This window comes from Polaribacter sp., from assembly GCF_039939415.1.
Taxonomy (GTDB): Bacteria; Bacteroidota; Bacteroidia; order Flavobacteriales; family Flavobacteriaceae; genus Polaribacter.
The window spans coordinates 21,393-42,129 of the sequence record NZ_JBDVJE010000029.1; the positions used below are offsets into that span (position 1 = coordinate 21,393).

At 29.4% G+C, this 20,737-nt stretch carries 14 protein-coding genes; 3 read left to right on the top strand and 11 right to left on the bottom strand.

The features are described 5' to 3' along the window. Positions 1 to 74 precede the first annotated feature (74 nt). The 11 genes from ABJG40_RS04410 to ABJG40_RS04460 all read right to left on the bottom strand — a co-directional run bounded on the left by ABJG40_RS04410 (position 75) and on the right by ABJG40_RS04460 (position 11,035). On the bottom strand, positions 75 to 608 hold the full coding sequence (locus ABJG40_RS04410; protein ID WP_348023356.1) for an NAD(P)H-dependent oxidoreductase: 534 nt from the start codon (positions 606 to 608) through the stop codon (positions 75 to 77). Between the two features lie 106 nt (positions 609 to 714). Beyond that, positions 715 to 1,101 (bottom strand): OsmC family protein, encoded by a 387-nt coding sequence (locus ABJG40_RS04415; RefSeq protein WP_348023357.1) that lies wholly within the window; start codon positions 1,099 to 1,101, stop codon positions 715 to 717. Then, positions 1,101 to 1,454 carry a DoxX family protein gene (locus ABJG40_RS04420; protein WP_348023358.1) on the bottom strand — a complete coding sequence of 118 codons (354 nt, stop codon included), beginning with the start codon at positions 1,452 to 1,454 and terminating at the stop codon, positions 1,101 to 1,103. Before ABJG40_RS04420 ends, ABJG40_RS04415 begins: the two co-directional genes overlap by 1 nt. A gap of 247 nt (positions 1,455 to 1,701) precedes the next feature. Beyond that, on the bottom strand, positions 1,702 to 3,393 hold the full coding sequence (locus ABJG40_RS04425; protein ID WP_348023359.1) for a hypothetical protein: 1,692 nt from the start codon (positions 3,391 to 3,393) through the stop codon (positions 1,702 to 1,704). A gap of 113 nt (positions 3,394 to 3,506) precedes the next feature. Then, entirely contained in the window at positions 3,507 to 4,019 is a 513-nt protein-coding gene (locus ABJG40_RS04430; RefSeq protein WP_348023360.1) for a hypothetical protein, read from the bottom strand. A 42-nt stretch (positions 4,020 to 4,061) separates the two neighbouring features. Next, the gene (locus tag ABJG40_RS04435) at positions 4,062 to 5,297 is read right to left on the bottom strand and encodes a DUF6638 family protein (RefSeq protein WP_348023361.1); all 1,236 of its coding nucleotides are present in this window, start codon (positions 5,295 to 5,297) and stop codon (positions 4,062 to 4,064) included. A gap of 82 nt (positions 5,298 to 5,379) precedes the next feature. Continuing rightward, positions 5,380 to 5,964 carry an NUDIX domain-containing protein gene (locus ABJG40_RS04440; protein WP_348023362.1) on the bottom strand — a complete coding sequence of 195 codons (585 nt, stop codon included), beginning with the start codon at positions 5,962 to 5,964 and terminating at the stop codon, positions 5,380 to 5,382. Then, positions 5,957 to 7,915 (bottom strand): AAA family ATPase, encoded by a 1,959-nt coding sequence (locus ABJG40_RS04445; RefSeq protein WP_348023363.1) that lies wholly within the window; start codon positions 7,913 to 7,915, stop codon positions 5,957 to 5,959. Before ABJG40_RS04445 ends, ABJG40_RS04440 begins: the two co-directional genes overlap by 8 nt. 161 nt (positions 7,916 to 8,076) lie before the next feature. Next, positions 8,077 to 8,436, bottom strand: a complete 360-nt coding sequence (locus ABJG40_RS04450; RefSeq protein ID WP_348023364.1) for a four helix bundle protein — start codon at positions 8,434 to 8,436, stop codon at positions 8,077 to 8,079. 124 nt (positions 8,437 to 8,560) lie between these two features. Then, a complete protein-coding gene (locus ABJG40_RS04455) occupies positions 8,561 to 9,598 on the bottom strand; it encodes a hypothetical protein (RefSeq protein ID WP_348023365.1) in 1,038 nt (345 codons plus the stop codon). Positions 9,599 to 9,691: 93 nt separating this feature from the next. Continuing rightward, entirely contained in the window at positions 9,692 to 11,035 is a 1,344-nt protein-coding gene (locus ABJG40_RS04460; RefSeq protein WP_348023366.1) for a microtubule-binding protein, read from the bottom strand. Positions 11,036 to 11,292: 257 nt separating this feature from the next. On the opposite strand from ABJG40_RS04460, the gene ABJG40_RS04465 reads away from it, so the two are divergent. From ABJG40_RS04465 to ABJG40_RS04475, 3 genes are all read left to right on the top strand, one after another. Further along, positions 11,293 to 15,786 (top strand): T9SS type B sorting domain-containing protein, encoded by a 4,494-nt coding sequence (locus ABJG40_RS04465; protein ID WP_348023367.1) that lies wholly within the window; start codon positions 11,293 to 11,295, stop codon positions 15,784 to 15,786. 251 nt (positions 15,787 to 16,037) lie between these two features. Continuing rightward, a complete protein-coding gene (locus ABJG40_RS04470) occupies positions 16,038 to 18,926 on the top strand; it encodes a T9SS type B sorting domain-containing protein (protein ID WP_348023368.1) in 2,889 nt (962 codons plus the stop codon). Positions 18,927 to 19,033: 107 nt separating this feature from the next. Next, positions 19,034 to 20,662, top strand: a complete 1,629-nt coding sequence (locus ABJG40_RS04475; RefSeq protein ID WP_348023369.1) for a carboxyl transferase domain-containing protein — start codon at positions 19,034 to 19,036, stop codon at positions 20,660 to 20,662. Positions 20,663 to 20,737: the final 75 nt, after the last annotated feature.

Here is a 20,737-nt window from a genome sequence, read left to right on the forward strand (position 1 = left end):
TTCTTTTAAACGGTTGATAAATTTTAATCTTTAAACAAAAAAACTACATTCCTAATTTTAAATATTGTTTTGTTTTATTGGTGAACAAAGTTTTCAAATTTACTAACTTCTTGTTTTAAGGAATTCAATAATTCTTTATTTACAATTACATCTTCTTTAAAATTATCATAAAAACTAGGTAAAGAATATGTAATTAATTCTTTTGCACCTTGTCTAGAAAATCTTTGCTCTCCTGCTTGTAAAACAAACTTACCTCCTAAAGCTCCTGGAGAAGTTGCCATTAATAATAAAGGTTTGTTTCTGAAAACTTTTGCTTCAATTCTTGAGCTCCAGTCAAAAATATTTTTAAAAGCTGCAGCGTAAGAACCATTGTGTTCTGCCAATGAAAGGATAAATCCATCATAATTATCTAACAAAGTAGAAAACTTTTTTGCGTCTTCTGGAAATCCATTTTTCTCTTCATCTTCACTATAAATTGGTAACGTAAAATCTCGTAAATCGATAACATCAAAAGAGGTGTTTTCTAAATTTTCTGCAGCAAAGGTTGCTAATTTTTTATTGATTGATGTAGAACTTGTACTTCCTGCAAAGGCTAGTATTTTTTTCATATTTTCAAATTTTGTGTAATTGTTGAATTGTTTAAAAGTTGAATCGTAAAAACGTTTAATTTATTAATGCAACTGAAAACTGTGACTGTAAACTGCTCCTTTACAACTACTGAATACTAGTAACTATTTTTGTTTCTCCTTTTACCATTTTTGCTACAGGACATTTACCTGCAATAGTCAACAGTCTTTTCTTTTGCTCTTCTGTTACTTCTTTTTCAAAAGAAATTTCTTCGGTTAAAGATCTTTTGTTATTCTCTATTACTTGAGAAACATTCACCGTTATTTCGCCAACATCCCAACCTTTTCTTTCTGCATACATTCTTAAAGTGATAGAAACACAACCACCAATTGCAGTTAATAAATATTCTACGGGTGTTGGTCCATTATCATCTCCTCCTGCAGAAACAGGTTCGTCAATTACAGAAAAATGATTTCTCACTTTTGCTTCTGCTAAATAATGTTTGTTTGTTAAAACTACTTTAGAATTTGCCATTAGTTTAATTTTTTAGAAGTTATGTATGAAGTAATTAGAAACACCATTGCTAGTATTGCTCCCATTTGTTCTCCATCATTAATCATTATATGTGCAAAAAAAGCGAAAATAAATGCGAAGAAAAAACCAGCATATGCCCATTCTTTAACCGTTTTATTCGCGACAAACCATAACGCAACCAAACCTAATAATTTTGCAATTGCATATGGATAAATAATATAGGTTGGATACCCAAAATTTGTAAACATACCTGCTACCTCTGCGTGATTGAAAAAATACATTCCTGCAGAAAAAAGCATTAATAAAGTTAATAATGTTGTAGAAACGTAGTATATAATTTTTGTAGTTTTCATCTTAAGATTTTAAATTCTTGACAAAGTTACAAAATATAAATTTATTTACCAAGGAAAATAAACCCAAGGAAACATTATGCCTGTCAAATTAATTTTAAATCAAATAGTAACAAAGAAAATAATAGAATCCTTAAATTTTCTAAAAAACAGCAATTAAGTTTAGCCCAGATTGAATGGCATGTTTGAGCTCTTTTTTTCTTTTTCAGAAAAAAAAGCGAGTAATGAAAGCTGGAAATAGCTACAAAAATTATTGGTTATTTTTAATAGAATCTATTTGTTTTTGAAGTTTTTCTATTTCTTTACGCTTCATTTCTTGCTTTGAAAGTAACTTTATAGAATCTAAGATTTGCTGATTTTTTTCTAAAACCGTATGTTCTTTTTCGAAATAAATATTGGTACCCTCACTTGTTCTCCAAGCTTCATTTAATTGGCTATACACTTCTTCGTTCCAAGTACTTGGTTTTTTTGCGTTAATCCAAACAACATCTCTATATTCACTATCAACCAAAGCTAAATCTGGTGTTGCAGAACCATCAAATTGTTCTGGATTGTTGGCACTTATTGTTGAAACTGTACCTAAGAAAAACATGCGTTTTCTACCTGCAATTTCTTTAATATAGGGTCTAAATTCTACAGGTGTATTTGAGTTCCAATCGTATTCTTTTTTAGATTCTTTTACTTTTAAAGGCATTGCAGAAACACCTGCATAACCTTGTTTTTTTGATGCATGATCGTAATAATACAATTTATCTGTACCATCTGCAGGAATAAAAACACTGTAACTTAAACTAGTTCTTTCGTTACCAACAGGTTCTAAACCAAACCAATGATACAAGCCACTATATGCGTCTGTTTTAGAATCTGAAAAATTAAAATCTGTAACATAAGGTTGTGCATTTTGATCTTTGGGTGCTTCAGGAATTTTTACAGCACTTTCCATATTCCAAGGTAATGGGTCTGAAAAACCTGCTAAAAACTTTAAGCTTTCTGCTTGTAAACGAGAAACGCTTTCTGATAAGGTATTTTGCTTTGTTAAATAAGCAAAATTTTTCATTTCTTCTGGAGAAATATAGGTTCCTTTACCAATAGTAATTCTCTCTAAATAATCTTTTACATCATGTTCTCCATTTTCAATTACCATTACACCTCCAAATGTTGGATATGGGAAAAAGAAACCTTTCCATTTTATTAAACTTACAACCTCAACCCAAGCGCCTTTATCATTTTTCATGTAATATGTATCACTTGGTTCGTAATTAAATAACATCCAAGGATTTAAACGCTGAACAACTGCATTGTACGTATTTCTACTAAATTTTAAAGATTCTCCTATAGAAAATGTTACTGGAATTCTATTTTCTGATGAAAAACGAGGAAATGGTGTTGTGCTAGACACAGAAAAAACTTCTTCTGTATTATCTTTTATACCTTGCCAAACATATTTTTCTGTTGGCTGAATTGCCATTGTCCATTGATTATGACCATCTACTCTAACTAAATGTGGAAGAGAAACATCTTTAGTTTCTCCAACAGATTCATTTGCCATAGAAAATATATTTCTTAATGGCTGAATTCTTTCGTTTTGTGTTAATGGTAATTCGTTGATTTCTACTTTATTTAAATCGTTAAAAACATTATATGTTTTCATGTAATCGTAAAAATTCATACTCCAACCAACATAATATAAAGCTCCAAAAAAGAGCGATAAGAAAAATAAAATTCCTATTCTATTACCAGTACTTGCAGATTTTCTAAATTTTCTTAAACCTAAAAATAAGAAAGACAAACACAAAACAATGATGAAAATAAATTTTCTTACAAATAATAATGCTGGTTGATAATCATCTCTTAAAAAAAATAATACCGCTAACAGAATTATACTAAATATGATAACTCTTTTCTTTTGTTTTGATCCTTTACTCCAATAATTTTTAATCATAATGTATATCTGTCATTGCAAGACTTTAAAAAAAGTCGTGGCAATTTGTTAATTTATAGTTTTAATAAAAAAAGATTACTTCGTCGAAAACTCCCTCCTCGTAATGACGCTTTTTATAATAATCCTTTATCTTTTAATCTTTCTCTGGCACTTTTAGTTTCAACCTTAGGTACTTCTTCTGGTGTTTCTATAATTTCTTTTTCTTTTGATTGAAAATCTTCAATAAATTCTTTTCCTTTTTCTATAACTTCTTCAAATTTCTCTTCAATAGTTTCTGTTTGTTCTTCTATAATTTCTGTTGATTTAAAGATAGCTCCAGCAATGTAGGTTCCTATTAAGGTTCCTACAATCATAGATGCAAATAATGAAACTGCTGCTATACCAATAGGTATTAAAAACTGTGTTATTAAAATACCTATCAGAAATAAAGCTGAAATATACACCAACCTTAGAACAAAATTTTGTTTAAAAACAAAACCTTTTTTATCTGATGGTTTCATCTGTAACTCTTCTGAATTCATTAATTTATTGAAAAATCTGTAGATTTTATTTCCTTGAGATTCTCTCCAATAAATAACAATTCCTAATAAAATTGCTGCTATAAATATGATGATTTCTAATGTCATGGTTGTTGAATTAAACGTCTATATAAAATTAGTCTATTTTTTCTAAAAATTGTTACAAATTGTTTCTATTACCCAATCTTGAGTTGAATCTTCTAATGTTGTAAATAATTGATAGAACTGTTCTTTATCATACCAATATAGGAATAACACATCTTTAGGAACAATATTTACCAATAAACTCCATATTAAATCTTGATGATTAGGTTTTAAAGACGAATGTGGTTTATGCAGAGAAATATATATTTCTTCTTCTATACTATCTTTAGGAATCAAGGTTTTAGATACTTTTTGTTTATCTAAAAAACGTTCTAAACTCATTACTTTTTTTCTTGCAGAAATATCTATTTTATTTAAATAACTTTTAAATAAAATTCCGTCTTGTAATATTTCTTTTATTGGATGTCTTGTTTCTTTTAAATAGGTAGAAAACAAGTACTTCTGAATTCTTTTGTATCTTTTCTTTGTGGTTTCTTCTTCTATTTCTAATTCAATTACATTATAACTAACAAGTTTCTCAATCATTTCTGCATGTGAAATGTGATACATTAACACATCATAAGTTGTGTCTTGTATCGCTTCTTTATAAGTTTCTTCTGACTCAAAAATTAAAATAGGAATTGCTAAATCTCTCAATAAATAAATACCTCCAAACGCTTTGGTATAAAACGAATCTGTGGTAAAACTAATTTCTTCTATATTTAAGTTTCTTTCTCTTAAATCGCCATGTTTTTTTGCTGATATTAAAAGCTGTTGATGAATATTTTCATCAATAAAATTGTTTTCATAATTAAATGATTCAATCAACTTTAACTGTTCTTCTTTAGCTTTATTAAGATTGTCGATTAAATGAAACTTAATAACAACATCTTTATATCTTAAAACATCTAAAGGTTCATAAAAGACATCTATTTTTTGATCAAAATCGATGCAAATAGCTGAATCTCTTGTAATATCATTAATGGTTTTTTCGTGTTTTTTAAACACAGCTTTCATTAATTCTTTATCAAAAGAATGAAAAGGGTTATACACAGGTAATCCTTTTTGTTTTGGAGTAATGATAATTGCATGCGTGTTTGCTTCTCCATTATTTAAGTAAAAAGATTCTCCTTTTTCGTCTGCAATTTCTGGACTCCAACCCACACCATCAATTGTAAACTTTTTAAGTTTAGTTTCTGTAAAACCAAGTTTTACTAAACATTTATTATAACGTTCTACCAATTTTCCACTAATAGAAATTGACTCACTTCTGTATAAATTGGCTTGTTTTAGTTTTTGCATTTTCTTTTTTGTCATTCCTGTGAAAACAGGAATCTATTTTATTTAATGTGGATTCCTGCTTACGCAAGAATGACAGAACTATTTATTCTAACAACTTATGAATTTGTGCATATTGTAATAACACAATCGTTCTTGTATCTACAATTTCTCCGTTTTCTAACATTCTAACAGCTTCAGTAAAAGGTATTTCTAAAACTTCAATATCTTCCGTTTCGCTTTCCAAACCTCCACCTTCACTCACCTTCATATCATCTGTATATTCACCTACAAAAAAGTGCATTTTTTCGGTTAAAACTCCAGGAGAAGAATAGCCTTCATACACTTTTTTAACAGACTTTAAACGAATACCGACTTCTTCTTCTGTTTCTCTTATAACACATTGTTCTGGATTATCTCCATCTAATAAACCTGCAGGAATTTCAATTAAAAACCCATCTTTATTATCGTGTAAAAAAGTAGGCATTCTAAATTGCTTGATTAAAACAACCGTTTTTTTAGTTGTATTGTATAACAAAATACCAGCTCCATGACCACGTTCATACACTTCACGCATTTGGTTTACCCAACTTCCATCTGGCATTTGATAATCGAAATTAAACTTATGAAGCGTGTAATAATTATCTGACAATAAAGTCTTTTCTATATTTTTGATTCGTTGATTACTCATTTTCAAAATTTCTTCTTGCTTCTAAATCTATATTCATTTGATTGACTCTTGCATCTACTTTTCTCTTAAAATCTGTGTCTGCAATGGTTGCTACATTGTCTAAATAACGTACAACTTCTTGTCTTCTTATTTCAGAAAAATCTAAACCTCTCATATTTGCTTTCATCAATTCTTGCAACATATTAAACTTAGTTTCATAATCTTTTTTGAAATAAATTTCAGGATTTTCAAACCAATCTTTCTCTAAATCAAAATCTGTTAATCGCAATGAAATTGCGGATTGAATATTACGTACATCTCTAGATGAAAAGAATGGAAATATTTTTTGAATTTCTTTGTAAAGCTTTGCAAAAAACAAATGCTCATTCGATTTATGATTTCTTTCTGCTCTATCATAAGCTTCTAAAACTCTTTCTTCTGATGGTTTTTCGATAGCACTTAAAATTTCTCCCATGCTTTTTGTTAAAGCTTGGTCTTTTAAAAACTCGTAATTAGATGGATTTTGCATATTCACAAAATCAGGCATTGTTTTTTCGAACTTTTTCCACCAAATATAATCTTGATCTAAGAAATCATGCTCTGTTCTTGCTCCATCAATTTTAAATCTTCCTTGTACTCTAGAAATTACAGCTTTGTCTAACATTTCTGGTAAATTGGTAAAAAGTCCAATAGATGAATTACCATAATTTACTGCATAAGCACCTTCTGTATAACGTAAGAAAACACCAATAACCTCTTTTACCCCTGCAGATACACCTTGTGCTGTTCTTTCTTGTAAATTATTTTCTGCATCATCAATAGGCGCAAAAATTAATTTTGTTGGATCTTGCATTGGTTTCATCCATTCTACCATTTTTTCTGCACTTCCTCCTTGAAAAGTAGAAATTAATGTATCTGGCATTGGATGAAATAAAAACGGAATATCTAAATTGTCTGAGTGTTCTTTTAAACGAGTTGCAATGGCTGCAATTAACATACTTTTTCCTGTTCCTGGAATTCCATATCCCATAAAAACTGGCATAAAACCACCTAATTCTTGAAACGGATTTTTCTTTGCATCAAAATCGTAACTTAACATTCTTTCTGTTAATCTACGTGCAAAATGTTTTGCATCTTTATTACCTACTATTTGCTCAAACTGAATTTTATTAAACTCAACACTTTTTGCAGTACCAGAAAAAATGTTTTCCCAACCAGAAACTGCAAACTCAGAGTTTTCTAATTTATAAGTTCTATCTACAATTGTTTCTGTGTATTCTAAACTGCTTTTTCTTAGCTGAATTTCATCTAACAAAGCTTCATAAAAAACCACTGTAAAATCTATAACATCTTTGTCTGATTTTACAATTTCTGGATGTCCTAAATATTTATCAAAATAAAACAAAGAACATGCAATTCCTTTTAAAGGAGATAGTAATGAAACTTCTGGAATACCTGCAAATTTTTGTTTCATTACAGATAAATCATCTGAAGCATGTGGTTTTAAATCGTATAAAATTTTATAAGATGTTGCAAATAATTGAAAGGCAGTTGCTGTTTGCATTTTGCTTTCAAATTCTCGTTTTCCTTGAGAATTTAAAGCCGATTTACGTTCGTTTAAAGAAGATAAACCAGAAGCATCGTAATAATTATCTTTAATCCAAATTCCTAAAGTTAGTCCTTCTTGAACTGCGTATAAAGTTTGATTTAAATACACTGGTATTGCAATAGAATCTGGCAATAAACGCTTTTTTAATGCCAAAATTGTTTTAGAAACCGATGTAATTTCTACATTAGAACCAGAATTTGCTCTTGACAAATACAATAAAACTGAATCGTCTTTTGCATCATTTTCTTTACTTTTTGCTCTATTACTTTGCTCCCATTGAACCGATTTTAAATATCCAGAGGCTTCATCTCTAAGCATATCTAATTCGTTTTGTTTTATAGGAAAAGTTGAGTTATGTTCCATTTTTTTTTAAGTCTTCAGTCAGCAGTCTTCAGTTGGCAGTCTACTCTGCTCTTCTTATACTGCTATTTATATTATTTTTCTTTTTTAGTTTTACTATCTTTTTTATTTCACAAACCTACTGACTACATACTGTAGACTGAAAACTGCCTACCCAATAACAATCACCTGAATTTATCAGGATTATTCATCATATAATTTAGAAGCTTACCAACTTCTTCACTTTTATTTTGCAATTCTATTTTCTTTTCTTCGGAAATATATTCACAAGCTAATGCAAAATCTAGCCATAATTGAGTTTCAGAATTTTCACTATCAGCATCAGACATTTTACTTTTAAAATGTTTTTCATATTGCCTTTTTCTATATCCTTCAGAAATATTTGAGCAAACAGAACGACTTGAACGAACAATTTGAGAAGTTAAACTAAACAATTCTACTTTGGGAAATGTTTTTGTCATCTGAAAAATTTCCATTGCTAAAGCAAATCCCTTTTGATACGCTAAAAGTGTTTTAAAACTCATAATTTAGTTCTCAGTTGACAGTCTTCAGTAGGCAGTTCACTCTGCTTTTCTTACTTTGCTTGTTAATTTTTACTTTTTCTTACTTCACAAACTTGCTTACTGTAAACTGCCTACTGAAGACTGTTTACTGAATATCAGCCATTTGAATTGGTTGTTTTGCCAACTTGTCTAATGTTCTTGGCGCTTGATTATGCAATAATTGAATAATTCTATGAGGTGCAAAAACATATTTTTGTTTAATAACATCGCTCCATTTTTGCATGGTTTGTTTAGAGAAAAAACTTCCTTCTTTAAAAGTATCTCCAGAATAAACCTCATCTATCTTTAATGATAATGCATAAGATTCTAAAGGAATTTCCTTTTTAGCAATGCCTGCTAAAATAGCATGTGTTATTTCATTTTCGTCTTTTGCAAATACATTATGAAAGGGTCCTAAATCTATTCTTTTAATATATTTAGGTTCTATTTTTGGTAACTTTCTATCTATAGAATATGCCATGGTATCTAATGCCATATCTCTATCTGCCGTTTCTTTTAATACCTTATAAATATTTTCTTTTTCATCTAAAATTCGAGTTCCATCATAATTAAAATACATATAACAAATGTAAGGTCTGTTTCTACTTACATCATAAAAACTCCAACTTGTCATTAAATCTCCCTGGCTATTTTTTGGAGCTTCAACTATTTTTCCTTGAACAAATTTGTTGAAAATGTATTTTTGATTTACAGAATTATAATATACAATTGAAGAAGCTTGAAATAGTTTGTCTCTTCTAATTGGTTGTTTTGTTTTTAATAAAGTGTCTAAAAATTCTTTCTTTAGAATATCTTTCCCTTTTAATTTGCTAGCATATTCATTTTTCAATTCTAAATCATTATACAAATACCTAAATTCCAAATAATTAGGGAAACCAGAATCTGTTAAATCAACTTTCATATTATCTTCTTCATCATACATATATTTAATACGCATTGCTTCTATTGAATATAATAATAAGTCTGAATACTGTTTAAAAATCAGCAATTCTTGATGCGAACATAATTGTTCTTGTTGTACACTTACTATAAGTTCTTTTAATACAAAATCTACCATTTTATGGTAAAAAACATATTGTTCTTTAGAATTTAAGATTGCTGAATCTAAAGGTGTTGTAATCATTTCAGTATGCAGTTTTTCAGTTATCAGTTTGCAGTCATCGGTTCACAGTCAAATACTGACTGCAAACTGAATACTACCTTACTGTATACTTTTTTATGATAATAAATCGTCGTTTGATGATTCATTTTTGGGAGCTTCTGCTGGTTCTCCATCATCGCCTTTTGGAGCATTTGCATCTGCTTTGTAATAGTCTTCGAAAATTTCTTTCATATCTATTCCATATCTGTCTGCAAAGTTCTTTTGAATATCAATATCTTTTTCACGAATTTCATGTAAAGCCTCTGCATAAGTGCTGTAAACACCTTTCATTACTTTTTCGTGAACAGGAATATTATCCATCATTTCTTGACGAGCTCTTGCGCTTGCAGAATGCATAGACGCTAAAGTTTCTCCAATATGTTCATCAGTTTTTACACCTAAATGTTCTAAAATAGCTGCAAATTCTTGATCTGTTCTTGCTTTTAACGCAACTACATAGCCATCATAATATTTTAATCTTTCTTCTGTATCAGACTTTAATTTTGCTCTGTGAGTTTGTAAATTAGAACGTAAAGACGTTAATACTTTAATCGTTAAATTATGCTTGTGTACAAAACTATCTTTACTAGCTGCTAAAGTTGTATAAGCATTTTTAAGACCTTCTAGTTCTTCTACTTTTTGCTCAATAGTTGTCATTTTACCAATAGCTTCTGAATATTCAGTTGATTGTTTGTCGGCAATTTCATCTAATTCTTGACGAGATTGCTTTAACAAAGCATATTGTTCTTCTAGTTTACCTTCTACTTCTTTCTTTTTTTCTAAAGCTTTGGTGTGATTTTTAGAAGCTTCTACAATAGAGTCTTTTAATTTTTCTTCTACTTCTTTTATTTCTACTTCTCTATTTTTAAGACGAGTAACTGCTGCTTGAGATTTATATGAAAGCTCACTTAACAAAGTTTGAATATCTGCACTTTCAATTCTTTCTTGAAACATTGCTTTTGCTTTGTTATCTGCTCCTGCACGTACTTTTTCTGCTTCTTTAAATTCTGCTTGTTCTCTTTTAATCTTCGATTTTCTTCCCCAAAGATTGTTCCACCAAGTATCTGGTTTATTTTCTGCATCTTCTAACTCTATTCTGGCTCTTTCTAATGCTTTTTGTGCATCGTCAATTACCTTTTGTTCGGTTTCATTTAAAGACGAAAACTTTTCGAACATAATACCAACTTCATCTTGATAATCTGTAAGATCTTTAATAGCATCTAAAAGTGTAGTTCTGTCTTTTTCTGCCATATGTACAACATCATCTAAAGTTGCATTAAGAATTTTTTGGCGAGATTCTGGATCATCTTCTTGTGCTAATTTAGATTTCATGGTATCTATAGCTTTCCCCCAATTGACATCTACTTTTTCAGTTTTTTCGTTAGAACTAGTTTCTAGTAAATCAAAATCATCAGACATAGTTATTTTATAGTTTTTAAAGTTGAACAATTTTTAGACAAGCAATTTCGTTAAAAATTTTGAATTAAAACAAAATTGTCTCTAAATATATGTAGCAAATAAATCATCTTTGTTACAAGAAGTCTAAATTTTTATCAATTTCTTGCTACATTTAGCAATTAATATCCTTTCTAAAATACTCTATGTGTAAATATAAATTATCAGCAGTACTTATTGTTATTTTTAGTTTCATGAGTATTAAAAATATTCATGCTCAATTGAGTAAAAAACACTTTATTCCACCACTAACCTATGCTGATACTGGAAATGCGAACCCAGAAGGTCAATATTTTTACATTTCCACTTCTAGCAATCAAAATGTAACTTATACAATTACACAAATTGGTTCTAATAATGATATTACTGGAATTGTTTCTAATACTTCTCCTAAAGAAATTTATATAGGAGATGGAAACAGTCAACTTTTTGTAGATTCTAATACCACAAGTACTGTTTATAATAACAAAGGATATATTGTAGAAGCAAGCGATGTTGTATATGTTTCTATACGTGTTTTAGCTGGTAGTGGAGCACAAGCAGGCGCACTAGTTAGTAAAGGTTCTTCTGCTTTAGGTACAACTTTTAGAGCAGGAATGTTTACAAATGAAAACCCGCAAGACAATTATTTAAGTTTCATTTCTGTTATGGCAACTGAAGATAATACAAATGTTATTTTTAGTGATTTACCTCTTGGTCTTTCAATTCAAAATTCTACTGAAAATGGAGGCTCACCAATTTCTATTAATTTAAATGAAGGTGAAAGCTATATTATTGCTGCAAGTTCAGATGAAAACATTGTTAATACAGATGGCTTAATTGGAACTTTAATAGCTTCTAACAAAGATATTGTAACAAACGTTGGTTCTACAAATGGAAGTTTTCATAACGGAACTGGAAGAGATTATGGAATAGATCAAATTGTAGGGGCAGATAAAATTGGAAGCGAATATATTTTTGTAAAAGGTGATGGTTCTGATGGTTGGGAGAACATATTAATTGTTGCTAACGAAGATAATACCGAAATATTTACTAACGGAAACACTACAGCTACAACTTCCTTAAACGCAGGTGAATATTATTTAATTGAAGGAAATCAATACAATACAAATGGAAATATGTATGTAGAAACATCTAAAGATGTTTTTGCTTATCAAGGTATTGGTGCAAATAATAGCGAAGCGAATCAAGGTTTATTTTTTGTTCCTCCTTTAAGTTGTGAAAACAGAGGAAAAGTAGATAATATTCCTGATATTGAAGATATTGGAACGACAATATTTACTGGAGGAGTAACTATTGTAACTAACAAAGGTGCTTCTGTAAATATTAATTCTCTACCAATATCAAATTTCGCAACTTCAGGCCCTTTTAATGTTGATGGAAATACAGAATATGTAACTTATAAGGTAACCAATTTAACAGGTGATACTTCTATTGAAAGTAGTGGCGAATTATATTGTGCTTATTTTAATCAAAATGGTGCTGCATCTTCTGGTAGTTTTTACTCTGGATTTCCTTCTGCACCAGAAATTAATTTTAACGTTGACATAGAAACTTTAGGAAACTGTCTTGGTAACGGTTTAAAATTACAAGCGGCAAATACCAATCTTTTTGATAATTTAGAATGGTTTATTTACGATAACACCATTAATGATTATAAAACAACAAATAATACAGATCCTGAATACACACCAATGGAAGCTGGAACCTATCAATTAAGAGGTATAATTAGTTGTACAATGACTACTTATACCTCTACAGACATTGTTGTAAGTATTTGTCCAGATGATTATGATAGTGATGGAATTATTGACAATATTGATATTGATATTGATAATGATGGAATAATAAACGATATAGAATCTCTAGGAAATGTGAATATTGATTTATCCGACAAACATAATGCGTCTGCCTTAAACCCAACAAACAATGTAAATATTATTAGCAATAGTTTATACACTCCAAATGATATTGCTAATTCTTTTGCAGGTGATATCAATGGAAATTTTACTTCTACAATACCTTCATCAACTTCTTCTAATTCTATCTATAATATAGAATTTACTCAAGAAATAAACTTTATTTTTAAACAAAATAGCACTAGCAATCATACAATTTCTGATGGTGAATCTTTTATACTAAAAATTGGTCCAGACAATAAAAACATTACACTTATAGATCCAGATGATCAATTACTTATTGATACTAATTTTGATGGTGAATTTGAAACTGGAGTTACAAATATATCTGCTTCTCAAATTCATTTTAAATTTACTACAAATACTACAGGTGCGGCAAGTACATTTCAGTTTTTAGCAAATCAAGTAAATGAAATTAGTTTTGAACATAAAACAAATGGAAATACTATAGCATCTACTTTTAATGGAAACATTGAATTAACAAATTTCACCAGAGATTCTGATGGAGATGGAATTGAAGACATGTTTGATTTAGATAGTAATAATGACGGAGTTCCTGACTTTTTTGAATCAACAACACAAGATGTAACTTTAACAAACGTAGACACAAATTTAGATGGTTTGGATGATCTTTTTGATACAGTTACTCCAAATCAAGACACAGATAATGATGGTATCTCAAACTATCTAGACATCGATTCTGATAACGATGGTATTTATGACATCATTGAAGCAGGTTATGAAAGTTTAGACACAGATAATAATGGATTTATTGACAGTGCCAACGCATCAACAGTAGGTATAAATGGATTGTTAGATGCTTTAGAAACCTCACCTGATTCAGGTATTTTAATTACTCCTATTAGAAATTCTGACAGCGCTTCAATTGTTGTAGACAACCAAGATCTCTTTTTCAATTTTGTTGATTTAGACGCAGACGGCGATGATTGTTTTGATGTTATTGAAGCCGGTTATACTGGAGATGGTTCAGGAATTTTAAACGCATCTCCTTTTGCTGTTAATCTCTTTGGAAAAGTAGTGAATAACTCAGATGGTTATACAACTCCAAACTCAAACTACACATTATCAGCTCCAATTGTAATAGATAAATTTGAAAACATTACATTCTGTGAAGATGAAACAAATGAATTAAAAATAGAAAGCAATGCAGATTCTTTTCAATGGGAAGTTTCTACAGATGGCACAACTTGGCAAACTATTAATGATTTAGATACAACAGACACATACGAAGGAGCAACAACAAAATCTTTACAAATAGCAAATACACCTTATAGTTATAATAATTATCAATTTAGAGTACAATTAAACAAAATAGGAAATAGCTGCGGTCTTCCTTCTAACACAATTACATTAACTGTAAACCCTAAACCAATTATTTTAAATAATCCTGCACAATTGTTTCAATGCGATAACAATTCAGACCTCCAAACAACTTTTAACCTTACAGAAGCTGAAATTAGTATTACAAGTGAAACCAATGTAGTTTTCGAATATTATAAAACGGAAACTGATGCAGAAAATGGTACGCCAGAAGTTGACGATAAAACCACTTATTTTGTAGATACTTCTGGTGAAGCTTGGGTAAAAACAATTTCTATCACAACAAGTTGTTACACTATTTCTAAAATTGAATTAAGTGTTAGCTACACTCCTAATCAAACGTTTGGTGATACTTTTTATGAATGTGATGACTTATTTGATATTGATGGAAATAATTCTGATAAAGATGGAATTACAGATTTCGATTTAAGTGCTGTCCCAAATAAAATTACAACAGACACTAACCAAAAAGTTGAATTTTATGAAACAGATGAAGACAGAACAAAATCTATAGATGAAATTACAGAAACTCAAAATTTATCAAATTATAGAAATACAAACAATCCATACTCTACAACTATTTTTTACAAAATTATAGATAAAACAAATAACAATTGTCAAGGTATTAGTGAATTTTATTTAGAAGTAAATCAAATTCCAGAGTTTTCAGTTGAAGGTGAATCTCCTGACGACCCAATAATTATTTGTGCAAAAAATATTCCTTATACATTAAATGTGTTAAATCCTACTGATACATACAGTTACAAATGGACCAACAAAAATGGAGATGATTTAGGAAACACCCAAAATATAGAGATTAGTAATGCCGGTGAGTATACTGTTACAGCATCAAGTAATGGAGCAAATAGTTGTTCTCGATCAAGAACAATTAACGTATTAAAATCTAGTTTTGAAACAATTGATGAAAGTTATATTACTATTACAGATGATACTTCTAGTACAAACACCAATCTTAGTATTCAAATAAACATCCCTACAAATCCTTTAATCTATGAAGAATTTCAATATGCTTTAGAAGATGAAAATGGAACCTTAATTCATGCTTATCAGGATAGTAATATATTTAATGATATTGAAGGTGGTATCTACAATATATTAGTAGAAAACAAAAATGGATGTGGATCTTCAGAACTTTTAGTTTCTGTACTCCAATTCCCTAAATTCTTCACACCCAATGGCGATGGAGAAAATGATTTATGGAAAATAAAAGGAGCTAATACAACTTTCTATACCTCTACAAGTAATATTCATATTTTTAACAGGTTTGGAAAACTAGTTGCACAAATTCTTATTGAAGATCAAGGTTGGGATGGAACCTATAACGGAAAAATATTACCTTCTGATGACTACTGGTTTAACATTCAACTTTTTCCTACCGACACTAGTAAACCTCCAATCAATAAAAAAGGACATTTTTCTTTATTAAGAAGATAAAAACAAAGCCTTTTTGAAAATTTTAAAAAGACTTTATAAAGTTTTAATCTAATATCTATTAAGTTAGATTTGGTAATAATCAGATGGATAAGAACTTCACAAAAAGTTATGATTTAAGTTTCGCATCACCTATTATTATATAAGTTTGGAGTTTTATTTTTTTCTATTTACCTTACTCAATATTTAAAAAAAAAAGATTTTTAATACTTATTAAAGTATATTTTATATTCTACCAACAGACACATCTTAAAATGAAAAAAATACTTTTTTTACTTCTATTTATTACATTACATTCATTTTCACAAGATGAAGCTAACTTTTGGTATTTCGGTTTTAATGCAGGTCTAGATTTTACTGATTGTACACCTAAAGCTATAGAAAATGGTGAATTATCAACTTATGAAGGTTGTTCTACAATCTCAAGTAAAACTGGTGAATTAAGGTTTTATTCTGATGGATCTACTGTATGGGGCCAAGATCATAATGTAATTACAGGAGGAACTGGGTTACTCGGAGATTCTTCGAGCGCACAAGCTGCTTTATTTATTCCAAACCCAGAAAATTCAAATATATACTACCTTTTTGTTACTGGGAGTAATTTTAACTCTGGTTTTTATTATTACACAATTACTATTGATCCATTAATAAACAATGGATACGGAAGTATTACAGATGGACCTATAGATTTAAATAATGGAGAAAAACATTTTTGGACAGAAAGAGTTACTGCTATACAGTCTAATAAAAGTGATGAGTTTTGGATTATTTCTGCAAGTAGAACCAAAATATATGCCTATAAGGCTACAAAAGACGGAGTAGATACAACACCAATAATATCTTTAATAGATGAAGAGGACACTTATTACAGAGGAAGTTTAAAAGTATCTCCTAATGGATCTAAGTTAATCATTACAAGTCAACGATCTAATTGTTTACTTTTTGATTTTAATACAACTACAGGTCTGGTTACCAATAAAACAACCCTAAATGTGAGTAGAAGTTATGGTGCAGAGTTCTCGCCAACAGGAAATAGATTGTATATTTCTACAGGTAATGCTGGAGACCAAAATGGTACAGGTTATTTCCCCTCTGATTCCTATATTTATCAATACGATTTAACAAATAATACAATTGATGATATTAATAATTCAAAATCTATAATTAATGTTTGGAATGGATTTAGAGGTGCTTTGCAATTAGGACCAGATGCAAAAATTTATTATGCCAAAAGTGGAGAAAACAGTTTAGGTATTATTAATAACCCTGAAGAATTAGGTACTAGCGTAGATTATGTTCATAATGGAATATCATTAGGCTCTAAAACTTCTTCTGAAGGACTACCACCTTTCATTCAATCATTTTTTGAAGTTTCTTTAACTGATTTTGATACTGGAACTAAAATTACAAGTGATTTATTCGTTTGTAAAGGTGAAACTAAAAAATTCGGAATTAATAATATTACAGATTTTGATGATAAAGCAGATACAACAAAACCAATTACTTATAAATGGCTTAAAGACAACACCTTATTAACTAGTGAAACTAATAGTATAATTACAGTTGGAACTCCAGATAAAGACACAAATGCTATTTATACTTTAAAAGCTACTTACTATTTCAATAATTGTGATAAAGAGAGAACGTTAGAAGCATCTATAAATGTAGTATTTGAGTCAAAACCTACAATTAACACCATTGATGTTTATGAGCAATGTGACTTCGATTCAAATCCAAATGATTTTATTACAAGTTTTAACTTAACAAGTAGAGAATCTCAATTATATACAGGAACTAATGATGTTATAATTGAGTTTTTTGAAATATCTGATGTTTCATTTTCTTCACCAGTAACAAAAGAGAATTATAGAAATATTACAGCAACAACAATTTCTAACGGAAATCATAAATTAAATGTAAGAATAACAAATATAAATACAGGCTGTTATCAAACTAAAGAAATTGAACTAAAAGTGAATCCATCTGGAGTTTCCTATTACCAAGATGTTTATGCGAGCGAATTAGATAGTAATTTAAATACAGTAGACAGCAGAAATAGCTCAGGGTCTGGAAATTCTACTTATGATTTTGATTCAAAAACGCAAGATATTATTTCCAATTCTGGTGGTGCTTTAACTTTAACCACACACGAATTTGCTTACTATAAAACAAAAGATGACGCTGGTTTACAAAACAATGAAATTACTACTCCTTTTGAAGATCACCTTTTTAATGATGAAGATAATATTTTTGTAAGGATTACTTTAAAAGATTCTAATTCTTGTGAAAGTATTGGTCAATTTAAAATGAACGTTTTAGCCTTACCTATTCCACAAGGGAATTCAACTGAACAGATTTTATGTGTAAATAACCCTATTGATAATTCTAAACTTACTTCTATAAATCTAGATGGAAATACAGGAAATTCAACAGATACATATAAATGGTATCTAAATAATCAATTAATTAGTGGAGAAACAAATGCTACTATAAACGCAAATGAAACAGGTACCTACAAGGTTAAAGCTTATAGAGAATATGAAAATGACACAGCAATTAATTCCGATAACATCATTAATGTTGGCTATAATTCTTTTACTATAACAAGATCTAATTTTGCTTTAATTGAATCTTTAGAGTTCAATGATGACCAAGACATTTTAGATGAAAACACATTAACAATCAAAGTTAGTGGAGTAGGAAATTATGAATTCGCTTTAAACACAGATGATATTAGTGAATTCGAAAAAGGAAATAACAATCTTTCTTACACTTTCACTAATATCAAACCAGGATTGAATAAAGTATACATTAGAGATATTAATGAATGTGGTGTAACCTCTTCTCAAGAAATTTCTTTTTTATACTTTCAAAGACATTTTACACCTAATGACGATGGGATAAATGATACCTGGAAAATTTCAGGAATAGATAATTCATTTTACAATAAAATTAGTTTTAAAATATTTGATAGATATGGTAGGTTGTTAAAGGTTATAAATCAAAAAAACGAAAATGGATGGAATGGATTCTCAAATGGAAAATTATTACCTTCAAATGATTATTGGTACAATGCTGTTTTAATTGATATAAATGGAAATATTAGAACAAAAAATGGCCATTTTTCTTTATTAAGAAGATAAAATATATTTTAATTAACTTAAGCTGAAATAATTATTTTACCGAATTTTTTATCAATTCAATCAGAAGAATATTTCTTAATTTAGCACAAACTAAGAAAACAATTTCTATGGATTTAAACTTCAATAAAAACGAAGATTATAATAGATTACTAGCATCTGATTTAAAAAAACGTTTTGCAAAAGTAAAGTTAGGTGGTGGTCTAAAAAAGATTGACAAGCAACATACTAAAGGTAAAATGACTGCAAGAGAAAGAATAGATTATCTTTTAGATAACAATTCTAAATCTATAGAAATAGGTGCTTTTGCAGGAGAAGATATGTATAAAGAACATGGGGGTTGTCCTTCTGGTGGAGTTGTAGTAAAGGTTGGCTATATAAAAGGAAAACAATGTATAGTTGTTGCTAACGACGCTACTGTTAAAGCTGGTGCTTGGTTTCCTATTACAGGAAAAAAGAATTTACGTGCTCAAGAAATATCAATAGAAAATAAGTTACCTATCATTTATTTGGTAGATTCTGCAGGAGTTTATTTACCAATGCAGGATGAAATTTTCCCTGATAAAGAACATTTTGGACGCATTTTTAGAAACAATGCAATAATGAGTAGTATAGGAATTACACAAATTTCTGCTGTTATGGGAAGTTGTGTTGCTGGTGGAGCCTATTTACCAATTATGAGTGATGAGGCTTTGATTGTTGATAAAACTGCTAGTATTTTTCTTGCTGGAAGTTATTTAGTAAAAGCTGCAATTGGCGAGTCTATAGACAATGAAACTCTTGGAGGAGCAACTACACATTGCGAAATATCTGGAGTAACAGATTATAAAGCAAAAGATGATAAAGAAGCTTTAGATAAAATTAAATTTATTATTGATAAAATTGGTGATTATGATAAGGCTGGTTTTAGCAAAACTGAATCTTTTCCGCCAAAAGAAAATGAAGATGAAATTTTTGGAATTCTTCCAAAAGAAAGAAATGCACAATATGATATGCTAGAAATTATCAAACGTTTGGTTGATAATTCTGAATTTGAACAATACAAAGAAGGTTATGGAAAAACAATTATAACTGGGTATGCTAGAATAGATGGTTGGGCAGTTGGTATTATTGCCAATCAACGAAAGTTAGTAAAAACTAAAAAAGGAGAGATGCAATTTGGAGGTGTTATTTATAATGACTCCGCAGATAAATCTACACGTTTTATTGCCAATTGTAATCAGAAAAAAATACCTTTGGTTTTTTTACAAGATGTAACTGGTTTTATGGTTGGAAGTAAATCTGAACATGGAGGAATCATAAAAGATGGCGCTAAAATGGTAAATGCTGTAAGTAATTCTGTGGTTCCTAAATTCACAATTATTATAGGTAATTCTTACGGAGCAGGAAACTATGCAATGTGTGGTAAAGCGTATGACCCAAGATTAATTGTTGCGTGGCCAAGTGCAGAACTGGCTGTAATGAGCGGAAATTCCGCAGCAAAAGTTTTATTACAAATAGAAACGGCTTCACTAAAAAAACGTGGAGAAGAAATAACTCCTGAAAAAGAAGCTGAATTATTTGATAAAATTAAATCTCGTTACGACAATCAAATATCGCCATATTACGCAGCTGCCAGAATTTGGACAGATGCAGTTATCAATCCTTTAGATACTAGAACTTGGATTTCTATGGGAATTGAAGCTGCAAATCATGCTACAATAGAAAAACAATTTAATATGGGAATATTACAAGTGTAAAACTTGTACTTTGTTGAATAAAACACAATTTTAATAAGGTTTGTTTATTTTTTTTATTGAATACTAAATTTTTTA

Coding starts and splice junctions, on each gene's coding strand:
- ABJG40_RS04435 (WP_348023361.1), bottom strand. CDS start 5,297: ATGCAAAAACTAAAACAAGCCAATTTATACAGAAGTGAGTCAATTTCT.
- ABJG40_RS04475 (WP_348023369.1), top strand. CDS start 19,034: ATGGATTTAAACTTCAATAAAAACGAAGATTATAATAGATTACTAGCA.
- ABJG40_RS04455 (WP_348023365.1), bottom strand. CDS start 9,598: ATGATTACAACACCTTTAGATTCAGCAATCTTAAATTCTAAAGAACAA.
- ABJG40_RS04450 (WP_348023364.1), bottom strand. CDS start 8,436: ATGAGTTTTAAAACACTTTTAGCGTATCAAAAGGGATTTGCTTTAGCA.
- ABJG40_RS04445 (WP_348023363.1), bottom strand. CDS start 7,915: ATGGAACATAACTCAACTTTTCCTATAAAACAAAACGAATTAGATATG.
- ABJG40_RS04415 (WP_348023357.1), bottom strand. CDS start 1,101: ATGGCAAATTCTAAAGTAGTTTTAACAAACAAACATTATTTAGCAGAA.
- ABJG40_RS04425 (WP_348023359.1), bottom strand. CDS start 3,393: ATGATTAAAAATTATTGGAGTAAAGGATCAAAACAAAAGAAAAGAGTT.
- ABJG40_RS04460 (WP_348023366.1), bottom strand. CDS start 11,035: ATGTCTGATGATTTTGATTTACTAGAAACTAGTTCTAACGAAAAAACT.
- ABJG40_RS04440 (WP_348023362.1), bottom strand. CDS start 5,964: ATGAGTAATCAACGAATCAAAAATATAGAAAAGACTTTATTGTCAGAT.
- ABJG40_RS04420 (WP_348023358.1), bottom strand. CDS start 1,454: ATGAAAACTACAAAAATTATATACTACGTTTCTACAACATTATTAACT.
- ABJG40_RS04470 (WP_348023368.1), top strand. CDS start 16,038: ATGAAAAAAATACTTTTTTTACTTCTATTTATTACATTACATTCATTT.
- ABJG40_RS04430 (WP_348023360.1), bottom strand. CDS start 4,019: ATGACATTAGAAATCATCATATTTATAGCAGCAATTTTATTAGGAATT.
- ABJG40_RS04410 (WP_348023356.1), bottom strand. CDS start 608: ATGAAAAAAATACTAGCCTTTGCAGGAAGTACAAGTTCTACATCAATC.